The sequence below is a fragment of the Paraburkholderia dipogonis genome (assembly GCF_046027395.1).
Lineage (GTDB): Bacteria > Pseudomonadota > Gammaproteobacteria > Burkholderiales > Burkholderiaceae > Paraburkholderia > Paraburkholderia dipogonis_A.
This window is the reverse complement of the sequence record NZ_JAQQEG010000076.1, coordinates 1-20,317: the sequence shown is the minus strand read 5'-3', so window position 1 is coordinate 20,317 and position 20,317 is coordinate 1. Positions and strand designations below refer to the sequence as shown.

The window sequence follows — 20,317 nt, the reverse complement described above, 5'->3', positions numbered from 1 at the left end:
GGGGGGGGGGGGGGGGGGGGGGCGGGGGCCCGCCCCCCCCCCGCGCCGAAGAATACGCATCGGCTGCATGGCACGCGGGTGAATCCTTAATGCTGCAACCATGAAAAAAACCTGGCCGATGCAAACCGGCCAGGTTTTACTAACGACTCTTGTGACGCTTAAGCCGGCACTGTCTCAGCCTGCTTCGCACGCGACCACACGCGATGCTGCTCAGCCGCCTTGATGAAAGCCTTCAGCACGTCGGCGGCCTGCTTGTCGTCGCCGGTTGCGACGCCGTCGGCATGGTCCGGCAAATGCGCGGCAGTCAGCACGTCACGTCCCGCGCCGATAGCCGCAATCGCCTTCAGATGCTTGAACGCCTCGAGCACGAAATGCCGCGCGTCGCCCGATTGCGCGAGCGTCTTCGCGCCCTTCTCGCCGCCTACCACGATCACCGCGTCGAACATGATCGACGGCAAGCCGGCTATCGTGCCGTCCGGCGCCATGCCGTCGATCGCGGCAAGTGTCGGCGCGATCAGCATGGGCGCCGCGCCTTCGCCTTGCAGCGCCTGCTGCAGCTTCTTGATGGCGGCGCCATCGGAACCCGGCGCGGCCAGCAACGCGATCTTGCGGGTCTTGATGCCCGGCCGCACCCGGTTAAGCAAGCTCAGCGCCGGGGATTCCTTCGAACCGGTCAGCTTCGCCGTGCCTTTCTTCGGCGCCGGCAAACCCAGTCCCTCGGCAACCTGCGCCGCGAGTCCCGCATCGAAGTTGGCGAGAATCTCGTTCACCACGCGCGCACGAATCTCCGGCTTCGTCACCTTGCCGAGTTCGAACTGATACGCCGCGGCGATATGGTCTTTCTCAGGCTGGGACATGCTGTTGTAGAACAGCGCGGCCTGCGAGAAATGATCGGCGAACGACTCGCTGCGCACGCGGATCTTGGTGCCTTCCACGCGCTCCTGATAGCTTTCGAAGCCGCCGTCGGACGGCGCCGGATCGGTTTCCTTCGGCCAGCCACCGCTCACCGAATTCGGCTCGTACGAGGCCTGGCCGACATTGATCGCCTGGCGGTGCATCGCGTCGCGCTGGTTGTTATTGAACGGGCAGACCGGCCGGTTGATCGGAATTTCGTGGAAGTTCGGGCCGCCCAGCCGGCTGATCTGCGTATCCGTGTACGAGAACAAACGGCCCTGCAATAACGGGTCGTTCGAGAAATCGATACCCGGCACGATATGGCCCGGATGGAACGCCACCTGTTCGGTCTCGGCGAAGAAGTTGTCCGGATTGCGATTGAGCGTCATCTTGCCGATGATCTTGACCGGCACGAGTTCCTCCGGAATCAGCTTGGTCGGATCGAGCAGGTCGAAATCGAATTTGTGCTCGTCAGCTTCTTCTATGATCTGCACGCCAAGTTCGAACTCGGGGAAATCGCCGCGTTCGATCGACTCCCACAGATCGCGCCGATGGAAATCCGGATCCTTGCCGGCCAGTTTCTGCGCTTCGTCCCACAGCAGCGAATACGAGCCCAGCACCGGGCGCCAGTGGAATTTGACGAAGCGTCCTTTGCCTTGCGCGTTGACGAAACGGAACGTGTGAATGCCGAAGCCTTCCATGGTGCGCAGACTCCGCGGAATCGCGCGGTCCGACATGGTCCACAGCACCATATGCGCCGATTCGGGCACCAGTGAGACGAAGTCCCAGAAGGTGTCGTGCGCGGAGCCGCCGGTCGGCATTTCGTTCGGCGCTTCCGGTTTGACCGCATGCACGAAGTCGGGAAACTTGATCGCGTCCTGAATGAAGAACACCGGCATGTTGTTGCCGACCAGATCGTAATTCCCTTCCTGCGTATAAAACTTCACGGCAAAGCCCCGCACGTCACGCACCGTGTCGGCGGAACCGCGCGGGCCCTGCACCGTGGAAAAACGCACATAGACCGGTGTCTGGACGGCGGGATCCTGCAGGAACGCGGCCTTGGTGTACTCCTTCATCGACTCGTACACCTGAAACACGCCGTGCGCCGCCGAGCCGCGCGCATGCACGATGCGCTCGGGAATGCGTTCGTGGTCGAAGTGCGTGATCTTTTCACGCATGATGAAGTCTTCGAGCAACGAAGGGCCGCGCGGGCCCGCGCGCAGGGTGTTCTGATTGTCGGAGATCTTGACGCCCTGATTGGTTCTCAGCGCCTGGCCTTCTGGACTGACTCGAAACTGTTCGAGATCCTTCGACTTCGGATCCGATTGCGGACTATTCGCCTGCGCGTTCTTCGCTGCGGGCTTTTGCGTATTCGTTTTACCTGCCATGAGAATCTGCTCCTTGCGTTCGGGGGCGTGCCGGTGGGGAAATCCGGTCTGACGCACCGAAACAAGGGAGCAAGCGTTGTACCCGCGCGGGCTCGATCGCACCGCATGATTGCCGATGTACGAGCCACGCGGGACGAACGATGCGGCGCGCTGCGATTGCGCGCCGCCGGCGATCTCATGGAAGCGCGGAAGCGCGCGATCAGAAGCGGTAGTTGATCGAAATATCGGCTACGCCATTGGCCTTGCGGTGCGTGACCGGACTATTGCCCGCGCTGCCTACCAGTTGTTCGAAGGCGCCGTCCGCGGTGGCGAACCAGTGCTTGTCGAACAGCCACACTGCGCTGATGCCGAAGCCCACCGACTTGAAGCCCGCGCTCGCGTGATACTGCGAGTACTTCGAATTCGCCGCCTGAGTCTGATTCACGCCGAACCAGCTATTCATGTAAGTGGAGTCCGCGAGCGTCACATTCGGCCCGGCGAACCAGAAAAATTGCTTGGTGCTGCCCGGCATCGGCAAATACGCGCCTAAATCGCCGGTCCACCCATTCGAGCCGCCGAAATAGCGCCTGACGTCGGCACGCAGCACCAGTGGGAAATCCTTCGAGATCACATACTCACCGGACAGTTTGACGCCCGGCGCGAAGTTGATGTTGCCGAGACCGTTCAACTCCTGCGGGTCGTCATGGCCGCGGCGTCCGAGATCGTAGATGGCGGCAAGGCTCGCGCGCCAGTTCTCGCCTTGCGCGAAGTTGACGCCGAGACCCTCGCCGCTCGAGAAGAAAAACAGATCCTTGTAGCGCACGTCGACGCTCGGGCCGGCCAGCAGGTGATACCGGTCGGAGCCTTCATAGCGTGGCTGGAACGACGTCGCCGCGCCGAGGCGCACCTGCCAGTCCGGAATATCCGGCTGCCACATCTTCTGCAGCGGAATGCCGACCGAGTATTGCCATTCGCCCAGCGGCGAAGGCGTTTGGGCCGAGGCCGAGTCCGGTAGGACGGCGACGCCGCCGATGGTCACGGCGACCAGGGAAGTTGCCGCGATGCTTGTTTGTTTATTGCGGAGCTTGCCGCCCCGCTTTCTACGGCTGTTCAACACCAGAAGCCTCCGATCTCGCGTATCGCGAAGAGGGTTATGTTCTCGCCCCGGGTCCGCAAGGCATAAAAAGCACCCGGGCGACCGCCACGTTGCTACTTACGGCATGTAATTTTTTCAGCGAATGACACGCACCGCTCGGCAAATACGCGACTCGTACCGATCGGGAGCCCGTCAACCCGGGCATTTGTCTGAATAGACCGGTACGAAAAATTTGCCGACGGACGCACTTGTGCAAAATGCGGGCCTAGTCGCTGGAGAGCGGGCTCGGATTGCCTGAAGACAAAGAAGACGCGAATGCGCCGCGCGGCCACAACGACGACGAAACGCAGGTCTGCGGATGCGGTGAAAAAGACACGGCCGGCGCCGCGCCATGCGACGCCGGGCACGCGCGCGGCCTACTGCGATGCCTCGACCAGCACCGGCTTGTCGCGATACAGATTCGGGAACAGGCGCTTCAGGTTGGCGACCTTCGGCATGTCGTTGATCGCGATATACGCGGAGTTGGGATGCAGCGTCAGGTAGTTCTGGTGATACGACTCGGCCGGATAAAAGCCCTTGAAGGGCTCCGTCTTCGTGACGATCGGCGCCGGGAACGCGCGCGCCTTGTCGAGTTGCGCGATATAGCTTTGCGCGACGCGCCGCTGCGTGTCGTTCAGCGGAAATACCGCTGAGCGGTATTGCGTGCCGCTGTCCGGCCCCTGGCGGTTCAATTGGGTGGGATCCTGAATCACGGAGAAATAAACCTGCAGCAACTGGCCGTAAGTGACCTTGGTCGGGTCGAACGTGACCTGCACCGATTCCGCGTGCCCGGTCTCGCCGCCGCTGACCGTTTCGTACTGCGCGGTGTCGCGCTGGCCGCCTGAATACCCCGAGACTGCCTTCGTGACGCCGCGCACATGCTGGAACACGCCCTGCACGCCCCAGAAGCAGCCGCCCGCGAACACCGCCGTTTCTTCGTGCGCGGTCGTGGCCGACACCGGTTCGTCGAGCGCCGGTGGCGCGATCACGACTGCGGCCTCCGATGAGAACGCCATGCGTTGCGCCAGCAGCAACGCGAGCGCGCCGAATCCGACCGAGAGTGAAATCGCCGCCATGCGCGAGCGGGCCGGCCTGCCGTCAATGCGTTTGTCGAAGTTCATGAGGTCCATCCTGATTCGCTCAGATCATGCGCCCGATGCGGGCGTAAATGTCATCGCCAGACCGTTCATGCAATAGCGCAGGCCGGTCGGCTTGGGGCCGTCGTCGAACACGTGGCCGAGATGGCCGCCGCAGCGCCGGCATAGCACTTCGTCGCGTGTCATGCCGAACGATTTGTCGGTATGCGTGATGACCGCATGGTCGAGCGGCTGCCAGAAGCTCGGCCAGCCGGTGCCGCTGTCGAACTTGGTCTTCGACGAAAAAAGCGGCAGTTTGCAGCCGGCGCATGCAAACGTGCCCGCGCGGTGTTCGTCGTTCAACGCGCTGCTGAAGGGGCGTTCCGTGCCCGCCTCGCGCAGTACGCGGTATTGCGCGTCGGTCAGCAGTTTGCGCCATTCGGTGTCGCTGTGCACGACCTCGTAGGCGGCTGCCGCGTTGCCGTTTGGCGGTTGTGCCGCTTGTGCCCCTTGCACCGGCTGCGCCGCGCGCGTCGTGCGCCACATCGAGGCGCCGCCCGCCAGGGACATCGCGCCGATTAACCTGAAGAATATCCGTCTGCTGCAAGCCATGATGATCGCTCCCGAAAGTCCGTACCGTGCACCCGTTGCGGCGCTTGTCCCGCCGCCCGCGAGTGGTCCCGATGCTTGGTCGCACGAGAGCGGGATAAATGACAGCATGCGCGTCTTTTTGCGCGACGGTGGCAACCGCAACGGGGATTACAGCGGAAAGCGGGTGGTCGAAAGGATCTCCTTGAGCACCATGAACGAGCGGATCTGCCGGACGCCCGGCAAATAGAGCAACTGCTCCGCGTGCAGGCGATTGAAGCTGTCGCTGTCCCGCGTGCGGATCGTCATGAAATAGTCGAATTCGCCGGTCACCACGTGGCACTCCATGCAGCCGGCCACCTTCTGCGCCGCTTTCTCGAACTCGGCGAACGACTCCGGCGTGGAGCGATCCAGCACCACGCCGATGATCACCAGCATCCCGGCCCCCGCCGCCTTCGGGTCGATCAATGCAACGACCCCTTTGATCAGCCCGGACTCTTTCAGCCGCTCCACGCGCCGCAAACACGCCGGCGCGCTCAGCTTGACCTTCGCCGCGAGCGCGACGTTTGAAATCGACGCGTCGGTTTGCAGCTGCCGCAGGATCGCGCGATCGATGCGGTCGAGCGCCTGCAGCGGATCGACCGGGACGGCGGCAGCGGCCGCCACCGCGGTCGGCGTTCTACGAATTTTTGTTGCGTCCATGAGTACCTATACGTTCCTTTCTTAATCCGATTATGGTTCTTGCTTTTCAAAAGTATGCCGAAGCCAATTTTTTCGCAAGCTCATTTCCAGCGGACTTCCCTACCATCTGTTTAACGCGACCGGATGCCGTTCGCGTCTCACCTACCGACCACGGAGCTGCCATGAACCTGCAACGATTCCCTCGTTACCCGCTGACCTTTGGGCCGACGCCGATCCAGCCGCTCAAGCGACTGAGCGACCACCTCGGCGGCAAGGTGCATCTGTATGCAAAGCGCGAAGACTGCAACAGCGGCTTTGCCTTCGGCGGCAACAAGACCCGCAAGCTCGAATACCTGATCCCCGAAGCGCTTGCGCAGGGCTGCGACACGCTGGTGTCGATCGGCGGGATCCAGTCGAACCAGACGCGCCAGGTGGCGGCCGTGGCGGCGCATCTGGGCATGAAGTGCGTGCTGGTGCAGGAGAACTGGGTGAACTACTCGGACGCCGTCTACGACCGGGTCGGCAACATCCAGATGTCGCGCATTCTCGGCGCCGACGTGCGCCTCGTCGCCGACGGCTTCGACATCGGCTTTCGCAAGAGCTGGGAAGAAGCGCTGGAAAGCGTGCGGGCCGCCGGCGGCAAGCCGTATGCGATTCCGGCCGGTTGCTCCGACCATCCGCTAGGCGGCCTCGGTTTCGTCGGTTTCGCAGAGGAAGTTCGCCAGCAGGAGGCGGAATTGGGCTTCAAGTTCGACTACATCGTGGTGTGTTCCGTGACCGGCAGCACGCAGGCCGGCATGGTGGTGGGTTTCGCCGATGACGGCCGGGCCGAGCGTGTGATCGGTATCGACGCTTCGGCGAAGCCTGCGCAGACGCGCGAGCAGATCACCCGCATCGCGAAGCAAACCGCGGAACAGGTCGGCCTGGGACGCGATATTACGAGCAAGGACGTGGTGCTCGACGAGCGCTTCGGTGGCCCGGAGTACGGTTTGCCGAACGAAGGCACGCTTGAAGCGATCCGCTTGTGCGCCCGCCTCGAGGGGGTGCTGACCGACCCCGTCTACGAGGGCAAATCCATGCACGGCATGATCGAGATGGTCCGCAACGGCGAATTCCCCGATGGTTCGCGCGTGCTGTATGCGCACCTCGGCGGCGTGCCGGCGTTGAACGGCTACAGCTTTATTTTCCGCAACGGCTAAACCAGCCGCTTCCTCAGGTGCTCCCTCAGGAATTCCACGAACGCCCGGATCGTGAGGGAGCTCTGCCTGTGCTGCGGATAAACCGCGTAGACGCTCGTGGCGGTCGGCAGGAATGCTTCGAGCACCGGCACGAGCTGACCGCTTTTGAGCGCATCGGCGACGATAAAATCAGGAAGCCGAACGATCCCCAGCCCCGCGACGGCCGCGTCGCGCACCAGTTCGCCATTGTTGGCGCGCAATGGACCGTGGACCTCGACGCCCTTCGTTACGCCATCGACGACAAACTCCCAACTCACGGCGCCGCCGTGGCCATACAACAGGCACGAATGGCGCTCCAGATCCCCGGGCACCTTAGGCGCGCCACGACGCCGCAAATAACCGGGACTGCAGCAGGCCACCATCCGGATATCCACGAGCTTCTGCCCGATCAGCGTGGAATCCGGCAAGGTGCCGATCCGGATCGCCATATCGAAGCCCTCGCCGACCACGTCCACGGTGCGGTCGCTCAATTCCATCTCGAAGCGCACGTCGCCGTGCTCGCGCAGGAACATCGCCACGAGCGGCGACAGATGCGTCATGCCGAACGACATCGGCGCGCTCACGCGTAACAGCCCGCGCGGCCCGGTGCGGCGCAGCGACATGGCCTGCTCGGCATCTTCCACTTCACCGAGGATGCGTTTGGCGCGCTCGTAAAACTCCTGCCCGAGGTCGGTCACCGCCAGCTTGCGCGTGTTGCGGATCAGCAATTGCACGCCGAGCGTTTCTTCCAGCGCCATCACCCGACGGCTGACGAACTGCTTCGAGAGCGAGAGCCGGTTGGCGGCCGCCGTGAAGTTATGCGCGTCGACCGTGGCCACGAAGATCCGCATGTCATCGAGCTGCATCGTATTGTCCACCCCACATTGACAGTGTTTCCGGTTTCATGGCGATTATACCCATCCGGATTGACTTACACTGTCATTCATGGATCGCGGACAAACATCTGGCCGGATCGCACAACCCAAGGAGAAAAAAGATGCTTGAAATCAGACACGCCAATCAACGCGGCCGCGCGGAGCACGGCTGGCTCAGCTCGCGTCATACGTTTTCCTTCGCTAACTATCACGATCCGAAGCAGAACGGCTTCTCCGACCTGCTCGTGATCAACGACGACCGTGTCGCGCCGGCGCAAGGCTTCGGCAAGCACCCGCACCGCGACATGGAGATCTTTTCGTACGTGCTGGAAGGCGCGCTGGAACACAAGGACACGATGGGCACCGGCTCGGTGATCGTGCCTGGCGACATCCAGTTGATGAGCGCGGGAACCGGCGTCGCGCACAGCGAATACAATCATTCGAAGAGCGACCCGGTGCACTTCCTGCAAATCTGGATCGCGCCGGGGCAAAAGGGTACGGCGCCGCGTTATCAGCAACGTCATTTCGGCGCGGACCAGAAGCGCGGTGAGTTGCGCCTCGTGCTCTCGCCGGATGGTGCGGACGATTCGCTGGTGCTGCAACAGGACGCGCGGGTCTATGCCGGTCTCTTCGACGGCGATGAAACGGCGCGGCTCGAACTGGCCAGCAATCGCTATGCGTATGTCCACGTGGCGCGCGGCAGCGTGAGCGTGAACGGCGTCGAGTTCAAGGAAGGCGACGGTGCGCGTGTACGCGGCGAAGAAGCGCTGACCTTCACGCAAGGCCACGACGCGGAAGTCCTGGTGTTCGACTTGCGCGACATCGAAATGTCGGAGTTGTGGGCTTAAGCGGCTGAATGAACCAGGTGCGGGCTCGCCGCAGACATTCTGGCGAGCCCGCACTCTTCCTACCCCGTTGAGAAAAAATCATGCGCTATACGCTGTTTGAAAACCAGAAAGACGCGGTCATCCTCGTTGCCCGCATCCTGTTGATGGTGCTGTTCGTCATGTTCGGCTGGTCGAAGCTCACCGGTTTTTCCGGCGCCGTGGCTTATATGACGTCGAGCGGCGCGCCGGTGCCCGAGTTGTCGGCGGTGATCGCCGTGGTGATGGAGTTTGTCGTGGGCATCGCGCTGCTGGTCGGTTTCTTTACGCGGCCGCTTGCCTTGCTGCTCGCGGTGTATACGCTCGGTACCGCCTTTATCGGCCACCATTACTGGAACATGACCGGTGCGGTGCAGTACGACAATATGATTCACTTCTACAAGAACATCAGCATCATCGGCGGATTATTGCTGTTGTGTGTGACGGGCGCTGGGAAGTATTCGATCGACCGGCGTTGAATCTGCTGTCTTACGGCACGCCCAAAAGAAAGCCGCCCGGTTGATGCCGCGCGGCTTTTTTCTCGTATTGCGCGGTTCACGCTAGCCCGCGAACCGCGCGAGAACGGGCTCGCGAATGGCCGGGCGGATATTCGGCCAGTCCGCATTGCAACCGCAAACAAAAACGGCGGCCCGAAGGCCGCCGTCCACTACTCACACACCGCATCAGGCCACGACTTCAGCCTCTGCTTCTCCAACCACTTCCACTTCTTCACTATTGCGGATCAGATGATCGAACGCGGAGAGCGAGGCCTTCGCGCCTTCGCCCACGGCGATCACGATCTGCTTGAACGGCACCGTGGTCACGTCGCCAGCGGCGAATACGCCCGGCACCGACGTCGCGCCGCGCGCATCGACGACGATCTCGCCGTGCTTCGACAACTCGACCGTGCCCTTGAGCCATTCCGTATTCGGCACGAGGCCTATCTGCACGAACACGCCTTCCAGTTCGATCTGCTTCACTTCGCCCGAACGCAGATCCTTGTAGACCAGACCGTTGACCTTCTTGCCGTCGCCGGTGATTTCCGTGGTCTGGGCCTGCGTGACGATAGTGACGTTCGCGAGGCTGCGCAGCTTGCGTTGCAGCACTTCGTCGGCACGCAACGTAGCGCCGAACTCGAACAGCGTCACTTCACGCACGATACCCGCCAGATCGATGGCCGCTTCGACACCGGAATTGCCGCCGCCGATCACCGCGACGCGCTTGCCCTTGAACAGCGGACCATCGCAATGCGGGCAGTACGCCACGCCGTGATTGCGGTACTCGCGCTCGCCCGGCACGTTGATTTCGCGCCACCGCGCGCCCGTCGCCAGAATGACGGTCTTGGCCTTGAGCACCGCGCCGTTCGCCAGACGCACCTCGTTGATGCGGCCCGGGACCAGCGCTTCAGCACGCTGCACGTCCATGATGTCGACTTCGTAGCTCTTCACGTGCTGCTCGAGCGCCGTGGCGAACTTCGGTCCTTCGGTTTCCGTCACGGAGACGAAGTTTTCGATCGCCAGCGTGTCCAACACCTGGCCGCCGAAGCGTTCCGCCACCACGCCCGTCGCGATACCCTTGCGCGCCGAGTAAATCGCCGCGGCTGCGCCCGCAGGGCCGCCGCCGACGATCAGCGTGTCGAACACCGGCTTCCTTTCCAGTTCCTTCGCGGCACGCGCACCGGCGTTGGTGTCGAGCTTCGCAAGGATTTCCTTCACGCCGCTGCGGCCCTGGCCGAACACTTCGCCGTTCATGAACATGGTCGGTACCGCCATGATCTGGCGCGCTTCGACTTCGTTCTGGAACAGCGCGCCGTCGATCGCGACGTGACGGATGCGCGGGTTGATCAGCGCCATCACGTTCAGTGCCTGGACGACTTCCGGGCAGTTCTGGCATGACAGCGAGAAATACGTTTCGAATTGATAGTCGCCGTCGAGGTTGCGGATCTGTTCGATCACGGCGTCTTCGAGCTTGACCGGATGGCCGCCAACCTGCAACAGCGCGAGGACGAGCGACGTGAATTCATGACCCATCGGAATGCCGGCGAAACGGATGCCCGTGTCCTTGCCCGGCTCGCCAATCGAGAACGACGGCTTGCGTTCGGCGTCGCCGCGACGCTCGATCACGTTGACGCGCTCCGACAACGTCGCGATATCGTTCAGCAATGCCAGCAGCTCTTGCGATTTCGCGCTGTCGTCGAGCGACGCGACGATCTCGATAGGCCTGCTAACCTTTTCGAGGTACGTTTTCAACTGAGTCTTGAGATTGGCATCAAGCATGGCTATTCGATTCCGTGACGATGGGTGTTGGGTTCCCGGCGCCGCACGCATCCGGATAGGACAGGTGCGGCCCGGGGACGTGCGAACCGCTGTAAAAAGCGGTCCGCACGGTAATGCGCCGCGAGGCGCCGACTGCGAAAGGTCGTGAGACCTTAGATCTTGCCGATCAGGTCGAGCGACGGGGTCAGCGTTTCTGCGCCCGGCGTCCACTTGGCGGGGCACACTTCACCCGGGTGAGCCGCGATGTATTGCGCAGCTTGCACCTTGCGCAGCAGCTCGCCAGCGTCACGGCCGATGCCGTTGTCGTGAATTTCGGCCAGCTTGATTTCGCCTTCCGGGTTGATCACGAACGTGCCGCGCAGTGCCAGACCTTCTTCTTCGATCAGCACGTCGAAGTTGCGCGAGATTGCCAGCGTCGGGTCAGCGATCATCGGGTACTTGATCTTCTGGATCGTGTCCGACGTGTCGTGCCATGCCTTGTGCGTGAAGTGCGTATCGGTCGACACGCTGTAGATCTCGACGCCGAGCTTCTTGAATTCGGCGTAACGATCGGCCAGGTCGCCCAGTTCGGTCGGGCACACGAAGGTGAAGTCAGCCGGGTAGAAAACGAAAACCGACCACTTGCCCTTCAGGCTTTCTTCAGTGACGGTCTGGAAATCGCCATTGTGATACGCCTGCGCCTTAAACGGTTTGACTTGACTGTTGATGATCGGCATTTACTGAGTCCTCTTTCGAAGTGGTTGGAAAGTGGAGTCAGTATGTCAGACGACGCTTAATAGGTAAAGCGGAGTGTTTTAATGATGCCGATAGTCTGACACTATTTACCGCGCTACTCGTGGCTATGACGCTGGGGATCAGTCCTTCAGAAACCGCCAGAGGGTGGTACGGCCGATTCCCAGCGCCCGGCTCGCCGCGGCGCGGTTGCCACCAGCCTGTTCGAGGGCGCGGAGAACGTCCTCGCGGGTCGGGCTGATGCGGTTTGGGGCGGTTTCAGCGGCGGCATTCGCGCCGTTTGTATTGCCTGTCCCGTTTGCGCTCGCCTTGACGGCCGCCGCCTGCTTCATGCGGCCAAACTCCGGGAACACCGCCTGCCAATCCTGACCGGCAACGCCTGCTGCGTCGCCGAGATAGATTGCGGCGCGCGTCAGCAGATTTTCCAGTTCCCGCACATTACCGGGCCACGCGTACTGCTCGAACAGGGGCGCGAGAAACGCCAGCACCCGCTCGAGCGCGGTCTCCGACAACCCATATTGGAGCGCACTGCGGCTCAACAAGTGCCGCGCCAGTTGCGGGATATCGTCGCGCCGTTTGCGCAGCGCCGGCAATTCTATCTGAAGCAGGTTCAGACGAAAATACAAATCCGCGCGAAACGCGCCCTGTTCGACGAGCGCGTGCAGATCCCGGTGAGTGGCGGCGATCACCCGCACGTCGACCGGCGTGGCGCGCCCCGAGCCGAGCTTCATCACCTCGCGCTCCTGCAGGACCCGCAGCAGACGGCTTTGCAGCGCCGCCGGCATCTCGCCGATTTCGTCGAGGAAGATCGTCCCCGTGTGGGCGATTTCGAACAGCCCCGGCTTGCCGCCACGCCGCGCGCCCGTGAACGCGCCTTCCTCGTGGCCGAACAGCTCGCTTTCGATCAGCCCTTCCGGCAACGCCGCGCAGTTGAACGCGACGAACGGATTGCCGCGCCGCCGGCTCGCATTATGGATGCCTTGCGCGACCAGTTCCTTGCCGGTGCCGCTTTCACCGCTCAGGAGCACGGTGGCGTCGTGCGCGGCGCCCGCGCGCGCCAGCCGCCGCACGCGCTCGAGCGCCGCCGAGTTGCCGATCAGATCGTCCAGTTGATGCCGCGCGACCAGATGCTTCGGCCGCTGGCTGGTGCGCAGCGACCTGTCGATCCGCTGCGCGACCAGCGCGTCCTGCAAGGTCACCACGGAGCCGGAGCGCACGCCCTGCTCCACGATCGGCACGCAATTGACGATCAGCGCGCGGCCGCCGATCTGCTCGATACGCTCCTCGATCGGCAGGTCATGCTCGAGCGTCTCACGCAGCAGCGGCCCGACCGCGCGCTCGACCTGCGCGGGCACGTCCTGCTCGCGATCGAGACCCAGCAGATCGAGCATGGCCGGGTTGACGGCTTCGACCTGGCCGGCGTCGTCGAAAGCGGCGACGCCGTCGCGCAGATGCGCCACGATCGTGTTCAGGCGCACGCGCTTCGATTCCTTCTGGCGGCTCACGCGTGCCAGTTCGACCGAGCGCTCGAATGCTTCTTCGACCGCGCCGAGCGAGTACAGGAAAACGCTCGCGAGGCCAGCCTGCTGGGCGAAATCGCAAGCCATGCCGGGCCCGATGATGACGCTGCAGCCTTCGGCGGCGAGGCTGTCGACCGCGAGCCGCACTTCATCGATCGAACGGTAGGCGCGCTGTTTCAGACTGACTTTCAGCCACGCGTTCAGGTCGGCCAGTTCGTGCGAGATCGTTTCGTGCAGTACGAGGCCGATCTGCGCGTTCGGCCACGTGGTCGTGGCGCGGGTGATCGCGCTCAGCACGTCGAAGCCGTTCACCTTGACCATCACCACCGGTACGTTCAGGTTGTCGCGCAGGTAGGCGCCATTCGAGCCGGCGGCCAGCACGACGTCGACGGAGCCTGCGTCCACGTAGGCCTGCAAGGCGGTGACGGCCGCGCCGTAGCCTTCCCGGACCGAGAAGATTTTCGCGCGCCCGGCGTAGCGCGGCGCGACGGTCTCGCAAAGCGACTGCAACCGGCTGATACTCACCAATGCAATGCCCGGGCGGCCGGGATCGGGATTCGCAAGAGACGACGTGAAAGTGGACACCGCGGCACTCCGGTTTACGTTGAAACGTTCCATGAAACGTTTCATGGAACGTTGTGCTCATTGTGCCACGAACCGCTGCGCCGCCGCTTTCCGGCTAACTTGCTGATTGTTTGGGACAAACCGCCAAGTCCGCGAAATGGCACGCTTCCTGCAAAAATACGTCCGGCTCGATATCTGATTTTCGTCAAAGGAGACACACCGTCATGACCACATCCGTCACCCGCCGCGCGGCCTTCCGCGCCAAAGTCAACGAACGCCAGGGCCTGCTCGTGCCCGGCGCCTTCAATGCGATGAGCGCCCGCGTGATCGAGGACGCCGGCTTCGAGGCGATCTACATCACCGGCGCAGGCGTCACCAATATGTCGCTCGGTCTGCCCGACCTCGGCTTCATCGGCCTTGCCGAAGTCGCCGAACATACGGCGCGGATTCGCGACGCGGTCGCGCTGCCGCTGATCGTCGATGCCGACACCGGCTTCGGCAACGCGCTGAACGTGCGCCAGACGGTGCGCGTGCTCGAGCGCAGCGGCGCCGACGTGATCCAGTTCGAAGACCAGATCATGCCGAAGAAATGCGGCCACTTCTCCGGCAAGGAAGTGGTCAGCGCGAGCGAGATGGTCGGCAAGATCCGCGCGGCCGTCGATGCCCGCGAAGACGGCAATCTGCAGATCATGGCGCGCACCGATGCGGCCGCGGTGCACGGCATCGAGGACGCGATCGAGCGCGGCCATCGCTTCATCGAAGCCGGTGCCGACATCCTGTTCATCGAAGCGACCGAATCGCTCGCCGACATCGAACGTCTGCCTGGGCTGTTCGACAAGCCGCAACTGATCAATATCGTGATCGGCGGCAAGACGCCCGTGCAATCGCGCGAAGCCCTCGCCAAGCTCGGCTACGGCATCGTGCTGTATGCGAACGCGGCGCTGCAGGGCGCGGTGCTCGGCATGCAGCGCGCGCTCGGCACGCTGAAGAGCAATGGCCGCCTCGACGAGGACGCCACGCTGGTCGCGCCGTTCAGCGAACGCCAGCGGCTCGTCAACAAGCCGCTGTACGACAAGCTCGACCGCGAGTACGCCGCGAAAGACTGAGCGGCGTAGAGGACCATGTTTTCACTGCATGGGCAAACGGGCACGCCGGCGTGCGGGTATGCGGGTATGCGGGTATGCGGGTATGCGGGTATGCGGACCTGAGGGTCTGGGGCTTCGGGCTTCGGGCTTCGGGCTTCGCTGCGGGCTTTCGGCCTGCGGACGGGCGTGCCGGCGTGCCGATCCGCAGGCACGCCGCGTGCGCCGCTTGCCGTGGTCGACGGTATGGCGCCATTTATTGCGTTAGGATTCAGGGCTGGCGCTCGCTTGCCGTCCTCGATGTCCTGGCCGACGCGCCACGGCCGCGGCCGCGATCCCGTCGCTCGTCCGCCTCGTCCGCATGCCGGAAACACGTTCTCAAAAGGTAGTCGCAAGAACATGAAGGCCAAACCATCGCGCGCAAAGCGCCGGCTCTGCATCGGCGCTGACACGCGCATGCACGACACTGCAGGCAGCGCGGCGGGAGCAGCGCAATGAGCGGCAGCAACACACGCAACGCGCACATCGGCTGGCTGCCGTATATCGTCGCGGCCACCTTCTTCATGGAGTACCTCGACACCACGGTGATCGCCACGGCGTTGCCGCAGATGGCGCACTCGTTCGGCGTCGGTCCCAACAGCCTCAGTCTCGGCATGACGGCCTACATGCTGGCGCTGGCGATCTTCATCCCGGCAAGCGGCTGGGTCGCCGACCGCTGCGGCTCGCGCACGGTGTTCTTCAGCGCGATCGGCGTGTTCACCGTGGCTTCGGTGCTGTGCGGCCTCTCGCAGAACGTCACCGAGTTCACCGCCGCGCGTCTCCTGCAAGGCATAGGCGGCGCGATGATGGTGCCGGTCGGACGCCTGATCGTGGTCCGCAGCACCGAAAAGAGCCGCATGATGCAGGCGATCTCGACCATCACATGGCCGGCGATTGCCGCGCCGGTGGTCGGGCCGCCGATCGGCGGCTTCATCACGACCTACGCGTCGTGGCGCTGGATCTTCCTGCTCAACGTGCCGTTCGGCCTCGCGGCCATGGCCGTTGCGCTAGCGCTGGTGCCGAACCTGCGCGGCACCGAACGCAAGCCGCTCGACGTGGTCGGCCTGCTGCTGAGCGGCGCGACGCTGACGGCGATTCTCTACGGCGCGGAGCTGGCGAGCCAGCCCGGCGAGAATCCGTGGATCGCCGGCGCGATCATCGTCGGCGGTTTGCTGATGGGCGTGGTGGCGTTCCAGCATGCGAAGCGTCATCCGCATCCGCTCGTCGACGTCTCGACGCTGAAGATTCCGACCTTCTCCGTGACGGTAGTGACGGGCTCGTTCACGCGCATCGGCATCGGCGCGGTGCCTTATCTGATGCCGCTGCTGTTCCAGGTTGGCTTCGGCTTGTCGGCGTTCAAGTCAGGGCTGCTGCTGCTCGCAAGCGCGCTCGGCAACCTCGGCATGAAGGCGCTGACCACGCGCATCCTGCAGCGTTACGGTTTCCGCATGGTGTCGATCGTCGACGTGACGGTGGCCGGCGTGTTCATCATCGCGTGCGGATTGCTGACCCCGAACGTGCCGCTCGCGCTGGTGCTGTTCGTCGTGTTCATCTACGGCGTGGCGCGTTCGATGCAATTCTCGACGCTCGCCACGCTCGCGTACGCCGACGTCGCGCAACCGCAGATGAGCGCGGCGAGCACGCTGTGGAGCGCGGCCGCGCAGATGACGATTGGTTTGGGCATCGCCTTCGGCGCGGTGTCGCTGCGCGCGGCGGCCTTCTTCAACGGCGAGACCACGGGCCGGGTTTTCACGCTCGACGATTTCCGCCTCGCGTTTCTGTTCGCGGGCGTGGTGACGTTGGCATCCGTGATCGGCTACATGGGTCTCGCACGCGATGCCGGTCAGAGCATCGGCGGCGGTTCGCGCGGCAGCGAAGATCCGGCGAAGGGTTGACGGCGAAGCACTTTGACAAAACGGGCGGAGACACGCGGTGCAGGCACAAGAACTAACGATTTCGAATGACAAGGCCGATCTCGACATCGAGATGGTCTACACGTTCCTGTCGCGAGAAACCCCGTGGGCCAAGGGCATGCCGCGCGAGACGTTCGAGCGGGCCGTCGCGGGCTCGCTGTGTTTCGGCGGCTATATCGAAGGCAAGCAGATCGCGTTCGCCCGACTGATCACGGACGAGGCAACCTTCGCTTACCTGTGCGACGTGTTCGTGCTGCCGGAGTATCGCGGCAAGGGATACGCGTCCGCGTTGATGAAGCAGGTCTTCGCCAGCCCCTCGCTGCAGGGCCTGCGAAGAATCATGCTGGCGACGACCGATGCGCATCACGTATATGCGTCGCATGGTTTCAAGGGGCTCGCGAATCCGGAGCTTTTCATGCAGGTGCACAACCCTGACGTCTATAAAACGACTTGAGCACGGCGCACGCGAAGTACAACAATAGCGACTGAGGGCGAGCACAAACTCGCGTCAGGCATGTGACACGCCCGGACGAAAGAACCTGATAGCGTATCGCAAGGGGCAGGCCACGGCGCGCTGGCGCCGCGAACCCTCGCGCCGCTGTCATCGGCGTGCCACGTTGGACGGTTAATTTGCTGCGGGAACAGAAACCGCAGAAACAGCAAAACCGTCCCCAGCCCATGCCACAGCATTTCGCGCGCGAGCCCCGCAGCGATTCCGTGAACGGCGGCTGCCTTGTTTAAGGCCGCCTCCGCCAGCGCGCTGCTCAATGCTTTCCTTTCGGCGATGCAGATCGCCATCGGCCTCATGGCTCATTCAGACGGGCTCTTTGCCGACGGCGTGCACACCTTGAGCGACCTCGCTGCCGACGGCGTCGTGCTGATCGTGCTATACCTCACCACGCGACACCAGCGTGCGAAGCCGCACGATGTGGACCACAGCGCCGGCATCGGCATCGAGCAGGCGCTGGTCGCGCTGTTCATCGCCGCCGTATTGATGATCACCGCCGCCGAGATGCTCTGGACCAGCATCGCGCAGACCTCGACGCTGAGCGGCGGCACCGCGATGCATATCGGCGCGCTGGCCGTGAGCGGCTTCGTGATGCTCGCCAAGGAAGCGCTGTTTCGCTATATGCGCGCCGAAGGCACCCGCACCGGTTCAGCAATCCTGCTGGCCAGCGCATGGCATGCGCGCGTCGACGCGGTGTCGGCGCTGGTGGCGACGTTGGGACTCGCCGGCAGTCTGGCCGGCATGCCGATGCTCGATCACATCGCCGGCGCGGCGATTGGCCTGATGATCATGCGCATGGGCTATGCAAGCGGTCGCGGCGCGTTGAAGCAACTGTTCGCCGGTTCGCCGGGCAACGCGACTGCCACCGCCGGCCAGCCGGCTGAATAGAATCGGCTGGCGTCAGCCGTAAGCGCGTTCGCGCATCCACTTCGTCATGATCCATTTGTCGCCGCCGAGCACCGGCGCGCCGCCGTGCAAAGTCAGCGGATCGAGCTGGCGCTGGCCGTTCATATAGCGGAAATACACCGCGCCGCCCTGCCTTGCCGCGACCGACATGCCCGCTTCGGGGAAGATGGTTTCGCCGCCGTCAGGCACGTCGTTCAGATAGATCACCAGCGTGGCGACGCGCTGGCCGCCCTGCGCGGTATGCACCGCGCTGCCGGGTTGATCGGGCGGGAAATAGTCGAAATGCGGACGGTATTCGCCGGTCGTGCCGTAGTGCAGAATCTGCAACCCTTCGCCGTTTTCGACCGGCCAGTTCATCAGGCTCGAAATGCGCCGGTCCATCCGTTCGATAAACGCATCTTCGCCGCGCTGATACCAGATGCCTTCGCTGGTGCGGTTGCGGATCACGTCTTCCTTGCCGGTATCGGGATTGACCGTGGTGGAGCGCTTTAACCGATGACGCGAGCGCTCGATCATCTCCGCGCATTCGTCCGGCGACAACACGTCGCCGAACACGATCACTTGCGGACGCTCGCAGCGCATCAGCACACGCACGTCACGATCGTGCGCCCGGATCACATTGCCGCGCGCGACGGGCGGGTCGTCGTATTGGTAAGTTTGTGGCGCGGCTTTGGCGAGCGCCGCCTCGGTCGCGGCCGCCGCGGCAAAGGCCGGATTCGCCGGGTTCAGGCCGAAGGTTTTGTGCACGGCCGCGCGCGCGGCGCCGGTGGCGAAACCGGCCTGCACCATGGCGTCGACCATCGAATCGGGACTGCAGCCGCGCGCCACGTTGCTGCTCAGCCACTCTTCCCATGCGGCATCCACTACTGGCATAGCATTCCTCATTAGTCCGCTTGAAGAAATTCAGCATCACGTGGCTGAATGATAGCAAGCGGGCGGTCTTAGGCCTGACTGCGGCACGCTGCTCAAGTGCTCTGTTGACGGCGCCGGTAGAGGTCGAGGCCCTTTCTCGCCTGCGTCCGGATGGCGCGTTGCACGAGCGGTGACCAGCCGAGCAGCGTCCCTTTGAGGCCCAGCGCCTGACGCGTCCAGCTCCACAAGTCGAAGCTGTCGCGATGCTCGACGATGCGGCCATCGCGGAACACGAAACGGGCGTCGATGCGGTTGACCACCGCGCGCCCCGTCTGGCTGAAGAGATAACTGGCCACCCAGTGGGCGCGGCCGCCACGGTCGTTCGCTTCGACGCCCTCGAACGTCAGCGAGAAGTCCTGCGCGCGCGCCACCAGCATGCGCCACATGTCGCGCGCTTCCTCGCCGTGCAGCTGGCCGAACGCAGGGTCGCTGAAGACGACGTCGTCCGCGTAACAAGCCACCATGGTTTCGGCGTCGCGTTGCTGGAACGCCGTGTAGAAACGCTGGATCAGTTCGGTGTTGGTATTGGCGTTGGGATGGCTCATTGTTTTGATGTTGTGCGTTGGCCGTTTTTGAAGTCGATCCGGAAAAGCGCCCGGCGATCATTCTACGGCGGGCACGCCGCACACGATATCGGAAAACCGGGCCCAACGGGCATTGCGGCGTGCCTATCCGTTCGACGCCGCGCCACGCATCCGCGCGCCCTCGCTTCTGCCGGCCAGCAACCACACACCGGCCGCAATCGACACCGCAATGGCGGCGGCCAGACCCAACGCGGCGGCAAAGCCGCTCGCAAAGCTCGCGTGCGCAGCCGACATCAGCGTGACGCGTACGGCGGCCGGCAAACTAGCCGTGGCCTGCGCCGTATCGCCGGCCAGCACGCGCGACATGAAGCCGGCATCGAGCGCGGTTTTCACTGCGGGCGTCAGCGGCGTCGCTGTGAGAAATGCCGTGTGGGTGCGCGCCGCGAGCACCGCGCCGAGCACCCCGACCGAGGTCACGATGGCAGTGAAGCGCGTCGTCGTGCTGATGCCGGAGGCCATACCGGTCCGATCCGGCGGCACGCAGGCCATAATCGCCTTCTGCGTGTCGCCGTTCAGAACCCCGGCGCCAAGCCCCGTCACGATCATCCCGAGCGCGGCCCGCCCCCAGACCCCCGCGCCCCCCCC

The 20,317-nt window shown here is 63.6% G+C and carries 18 protein-coding genes and 1 pseudogene; 7 read left to right on the top strand and 12 right to left on the bottom strand.

Annotated features, from left to right (window positions below; genetic code table 11):
• Nucleotides 1–158: 158 nt before the first annotated feature.
• The 5 genes from katE to PQR32_RS40610 all read right to left on the bottom strand — a co-directional run bounded on the left by katE (nucleotide 159) and on the right by PQR32_RS40610 (nucleotide 5,762).
• Entirely contained in the window at nucleotides 159–2,339 is a 2,181-nt protein-coding gene (katE, locus tag PQR32_RS40630; protein WP_408241096.1) for a catalase HPII, read from the bottom strand.
• A gap of 142 nt (nucleotides 2,340–2,481) precedes the next feature.
• Nucleotides 2,482–3,378: a MipA/OmpV family protein gene (locus PQR32_RS40625; RefSeq protein ID WP_408241090.1), complete on the bottom strand. Its 897-nt coding sequence runs from the start codon at nucleotides 3,376–3,378 to the stop codon at nucleotides 2,482–2,484.
• A gap of 395 nt (nucleotides 3,379–3,773) precedes the next feature.
• Nucleotides 3,774–4,517: a peptide-methionine (S)-S-oxide reductase MsrA gene (gene msrA, locus PQR32_RS40620; RefSeq protein ID WP_408241087.1), complete on the bottom strand. Its 744-nt coding sequence runs from the start codon at nucleotides 4,515–4,517 to the stop codon at nucleotides 3,774–3,776.
• A gap of 24 nt (nucleotides 4,518–4,541) precedes the next feature.
• Nucleotides 4,542–5,084 carry a peptide-methionine (R)-S-oxide reductase MsrB gene (gene msrB, locus PQR32_RS40615; protein ID WP_408241084.1) on the bottom strand — a complete coding sequence of 181 codons (543 nt, stop codon included), beginning with the start codon at nucleotides 5,082–5,084 and terminating at the stop codon, nucleotides 4,542–4,544.
• 147 nt (nucleotides 5,085–5,231) lie between these two features.
• Nucleotides 5,232–5,762, bottom strand: coding sequence for an Lrp/AsnC family transcriptional regulator (locus tag PQR32_RS40610; protein WP_408241081.1), 531 nt, complete (start codon nucleotides 5,760–5,762; stop codon nucleotides 5,232–5,234).
• Nucleotides 5,763–5,923: 161 nt separating this feature from the next.
• Between PQR32_RS40610 and PQR32_RS40605 the strand changes: the two genes are divergently transcribed.
• On the top strand, nucleotides 5,924–6,940 hold the full coding sequence (locus PQR32_RS40605; RefSeq protein WP_408241078.1) for a 1-aminocyclopropane-1-carboxylate deaminase: 1,017 nt from the start codon (nucleotides 5,924–5,926) through the stop codon (nucleotides 6,938–6,940).
• Here PQR32_RS40605 and PQR32_RS40600 read toward each other — a convergent pair.
• Nucleotides 6,937–7,824, bottom strand: a complete 888-nt coding sequence (locus tag PQR32_RS40600; RefSeq protein ID WP_408241075.1) for a LysR family transcriptional regulator — start codon at nucleotides 7,822–7,824, stop codon at nucleotides 6,937–6,939. The two genes, PQR32_RS40605 and PQR32_RS40600, sit on opposite strands and share 4 nt — an antisense overlap.
• A 131-nt stretch (nucleotides 7,825–7,955) precedes the next feature.
• Here PQR32_RS40600 and PQR32_RS40595 point away from each other — a divergent pair, with 131 nt between their 5' ends.
• Nucleotides 7,956–8,681, top strand: coding sequence for a pirin family protein (locus PQR32_RS40595; protein WP_408241072.1), 726 nt, complete (start codon nucleotides 7,956–7,958; stop codon nucleotides 8,679–8,681).
• Nucleotides 8,682–8,761: 80 nt separating this feature from the next.
• Nucleotides 8,762–9,175: a DoxX family protein gene (locus tag PQR32_RS40590; protein ID WP_408241069.1), complete on the top strand. Its 414-nt coding sequence runs from the start codon at nucleotides 8,762–8,764 to the stop codon at nucleotides 9,173–9,175.
• A gap of 204 nt (nucleotides 9,176–9,379) precedes the next feature.
• On the opposite strand, the gene ahpF is transcribed toward PQR32_RS40590, so the two are convergent.
• From ahpF to prpR, 3 genes are all read right to left on the bottom strand, one after another.
• Entirely contained in the window at nucleotides 9,380–10,972 is a 1,593-nt protein-coding gene (ahpF, locus tag PQR32_RS40585) for an alkyl hydroperoxide reductase subunit F (protein ID WP_408241066.1), read from the bottom strand.
• A 152-nt stretch (nucleotides 10,973–11,124) separates the two neighbouring features.
• Nucleotides 11,125–11,688 (bottom strand): alkyl hydroperoxide reductase subunit C, encoded by a 564-nt coding sequence (gene ahpC / locus PQR32_RS40580; protein ID WP_054035375.1) that lies wholly within the window; start codon nucleotides 11,686–11,688, stop codon nucleotides 11,125–11,127.
• A gap of 138 nt (nucleotides 11,689–11,826) precedes the next feature.
• Nucleotides 11,827–13,809 (bottom strand): propionate catabolism operon regulatory protein PrpR, encoded by a 1,983-nt coding sequence (gene prpR / locus PQR32_RS40575; protein WP_408241093.1) that lies wholly within the window; start codon nucleotides 13,807–13,809, stop codon nucleotides 11,827–11,829.
• 203 nt (nucleotides 13,810–14,012) lie between these two features.
• Between prpR and PQR32_RS40570 the strand changes: the two genes are divergently transcribed.
• From PQR32_RS40570 to PQR32_RS40555, 4 genes are all read left to right on the top strand, one after another.
• A complete protein-coding gene (locus PQR32_RS40570) occupies nucleotides 14,013–14,894 on the top strand; it encodes an isocitrate lyase/PEP mutase family protein (RefSeq protein WP_408241062.1) in 882 nt (293 codons plus the stop codon).
• Between the two features lie 470 nt (nucleotides 14,895–15,364).
• Nucleotides 15,365–16,804 carry an MFS transporter gene (locus PQR32_RS40565; protein WP_408241059.1) on the top strand — a complete coding sequence of 480 codons (1,440 nt, stop codon included), beginning with the start codon at nucleotides 15,365–15,367 and terminating at the stop codon, nucleotides 16,802–16,804.
• Between the two features lie 37 nt (nucleotides 16,805–16,841).
• Complete coding sequence (locus PQR32_RS40560; protein WP_408241056.1) at nucleotides 16,842–17,276, top strand: GNAT family N-acetyltransferase; 435 nt, start codon at nucleotides 16,842–16,844, stop codon at nucleotides 17,274–17,276.
• Nucleotides 17,277–17,555: 279 nt separating this feature from the next.
• Nucleotides 17,556–18,218, top strand: coding sequence for a cation diffusion facilitator family transporter (locus PQR32_RS40555; protein WP_408241053.1), 663 nt, complete (start codon nucleotides 17,556–17,558; stop codon nucleotides 18,216–18,218).
• Between the two features lie 12 nt (nucleotides 18,219–18,230).
• On the opposite strand, the gene PQR32_RS40550 is transcribed toward PQR32_RS40555, so the two are convergent.
• The 3 genes and pseudogenes from PQR32_RS40550 to PQR32_RS40540 all read right to left on the bottom strand — a co-directional run.
• A complete protein-coding gene (locus PQR32_RS40550; protein WP_408241050.1) occupies nucleotides 18,231–19,109 on the bottom strand; it encodes a 2OG-Fe(II) oxygenase in 879 nt (292 codons plus the stop codon).
• Nucleotides 19,110–19,201: 92 nt separating this feature from the next.
• A complete protein-coding gene (locus PQR32_RS40545; protein WP_408241047.1) occupies nucleotides 19,202–19,693 on the bottom strand; it encodes a nuclear transport factor 2 family protein in 492 nt (163 codons plus the stop codon).
• Between the two features lie 123 nt (nucleotides 19,694–19,816).
• Nucleotides 19,817–20,317 (bottom strand): annotated as a pseudogene (locus PQR32_RS40540) (MFS transporter); the annotation flags it as partial.

Bases quoted from the DNA above. Each gene is read 5' to 3' on its own strand.
- ahpC (WP_054035375.1), bottom strand. From the start codon at position 11,688: ATGCCGATCATCAACAGTCAAGTCAAACCGTTTAAGGCGCAGGCGTAT.
- PQR32_RS40610 (WP_408241081.1), bottom strand. From the start codon at position 5,762: ATGGACGCAACAAAAATTCGTAGAACGCCGACCGCGGTGGCGGCCGCT.
- PQR32_RS40605 (WP_408241078.1), top strand. From the start codon at position 5,924: ATGAACCTGCAACGATTCCCTCGTTACCCGCTGACCTTTGGGCCGACG.
- PQR32_RS40570 (WP_408241062.1), top strand. From the start codon at position 14,013: ATGACCACATCCGTCACCCGCCGCGCGGCCTTCCGCGCCAAAGTCAAC.
- PQR32_RS40545 (WP_408241047.1), bottom strand. From the start codon at position 19,693: ATGAGCCATCCCAACGCCAATACCAACACCGAACTGATCCAGCGTTTC.
- PQR32_RS40590 (WP_408241069.1), top strand. From the start codon at position 8,762: ATGCGCTATACGCTGTTTGAAAACCAGAAAGACGCGGTCATCCTCGTT.
- msrB (WP_408241084.1), bottom strand. From the start codon at position 5,084: ATGGCTTGCAGCAGACGGATATTCTTCAGGTTAATCGGCGCGATGTCC.
- PQR32_RS40565 (WP_408241059.1), top strand. From the start codon at position 15,365: ATGAGCGGCAGCAACACACGCAACGCGCACATCGGCTGGCTGCCGTAT.
- msrA (WP_408241087.1), bottom strand. From the start codon at position 4,517: ATGAACTTCGACAAACGCATTGACGGCAGGCCGGCCCGCTCGCGCATG.
- PQR32_RS40595 (WP_408241072.1), top strand. From the start codon at position 7,956: ATGCTTGAAATCAGACACGCCAATCAACGCGGCCGCGCGGAGCACGGC.
- PQR32_RS40600 (WP_408241075.1), bottom strand. From the start codon at position 7,824: ATGCAGCTCGATGACATGCGGATCTTCGTGGCCACGGTCGACGCGCAT.
- ahpF (WP_408241066.1), bottom strand. From the start codon at position 10,972: ATGCTTGATGCCAATCTCAAGACTCAGTTGAAAACGTACCTCGAAAAG.
- PQR32_RS40550 (WP_408241050.1), bottom strand. From the start codon at position 19,109: ATGCCAGTAGTGGATGCCGCATGGGAAGAGTGGCTGAGCAGCAACGTG.